General features: G+C 65.2%; 1 protein-coding gene. It reads right to left on the bottom strand.

The features are described 5' to 3' along the window. Nucleotides 1-1,375, bottom strand: a 1,375-nt coding sequence (locus tag ADAD_RS0115245; RefSeq protein WP_029140187.1) for a cadherin-like beta sandwich domain-containing protein, incomplete at both ends; no start/stop codon positions are given.

Below are 1,375 nucleotides of genomic sequence, written 5' to 3' on the forward strand. Positions count from 1 at the left end.
ATCTCATCGACGTCGTTGCCCACCGACACGGTGTAGCTCGACTGCGCAGGATCGAACGCCGGGTTCAGCGCGCCCTCGCTCACCGACAGCGCAGAGAGCTGCGCATCATTGGAAAGGTAGGTGTAGCCACCGGTCTGCGTCGCCGTACCGCCGGGCGAGGTGATGACCACGTCGACAGTGCCCGCCGCGTTAGCAGGAGTGATCGCATCGATCCGCGTGTCGCTGACAACGGTAAATGCGCCTGCGTCTACGCCCGCGAAAGTAACGCTGGTCACCGTCAGGAAACCTGTGCCGCTGATCGCGACTGCGGTGCCGCCGGATACCAAGCCCTCTGCCGGTGAGATGCCGGTGATCGTCGGCACCGGCGCTGCCCCGGCTCCATAGAGGCTATAGGTGAAGGTCGGCGTCGCGGAATCCGTGCTCGTGATCGCTATCGTCGTGGAGACGCTGCCGTCGATCGTCGGAGCGAACCGGATTTCGAACTCGTAAGAACCGCCTGGAGCGATCGTCCTCGATGCGTCGGCCTGCACGTCGAAACCGGTCGAAGGCGACGCGGTGATGCCAGATACCACCAGATCCGCATCGCCCTCATTGAAGATCAGGAAACCGCGAGATGCCGAGGATCCGACGGTGACCTGGCCGAAATCGGTGCCCGGCGTCGCCGATGTCCCGCCATCGGGAATCCGCTGGACGCCTCCGTTTGTCGAATAGACGGCGATCGTCGGCGGCGCGGCGCGGGTTACCGCCACGCCATATTGCCGCGTCGTGCCATCCGCCGCAGTCACCGCGACGGCGATCGAGGTCGTGCCAACCGACAGCGCCACCGGTGCGCTCGCGCTGCCAGAGGCCACCGCGTTGCCAGCCACGGTGATGGTTGCGCCCGCATCGCTTGCCGTCGGGGTGAGCGTGATCATATCGACCGTACTGCCCACCGATACCGCGTAGTCGGTCTGCGCCGGGTCGAACACTGGCGAGAGCGTTCCCTCGCTCACCGTCAGGCTCGATAGCGTCGCATCGCTCGAGGCGGCACGAGTCACCGCGACGGTATATTGCTGCGTTGTGCCATCGGCGGCGGTCACGACGACCGCTATCGAGGTCGTGCCTACCGACAGCGTCACCGGCGCACTCGCGCTGCCCGAGGCGACAACGTTGCCCGCGACCGTCACCGTTGCTCCAGGGTCGGACACGCTCGGAGTCAGCGTGATCGAGTCGACCGGGTTTCCAACCTCTACCGAATAGTTCGTCCGCGATGAATCGAAAGCCGGGCTGAGCGAACCCTCGCTCACTTCCAGCGCCGACAGCTGTGCATCGCTCGAAGCGGCACGGGTCACCGCAACGGTATATTGCTGGGTCGTGCCATCCGCCGCAGTCACGA

The organism is Citromicrobium sp. JLT1363 (genome assembly GCF_000186705.1).
In the GTDB taxonomy this organism is placed as follows: domain Bacteria; phylum Pseudomonadota; class Alphaproteobacteria; order Sphingomonadales; family Sphingomonadaceae; genus Alteriqipengyuania.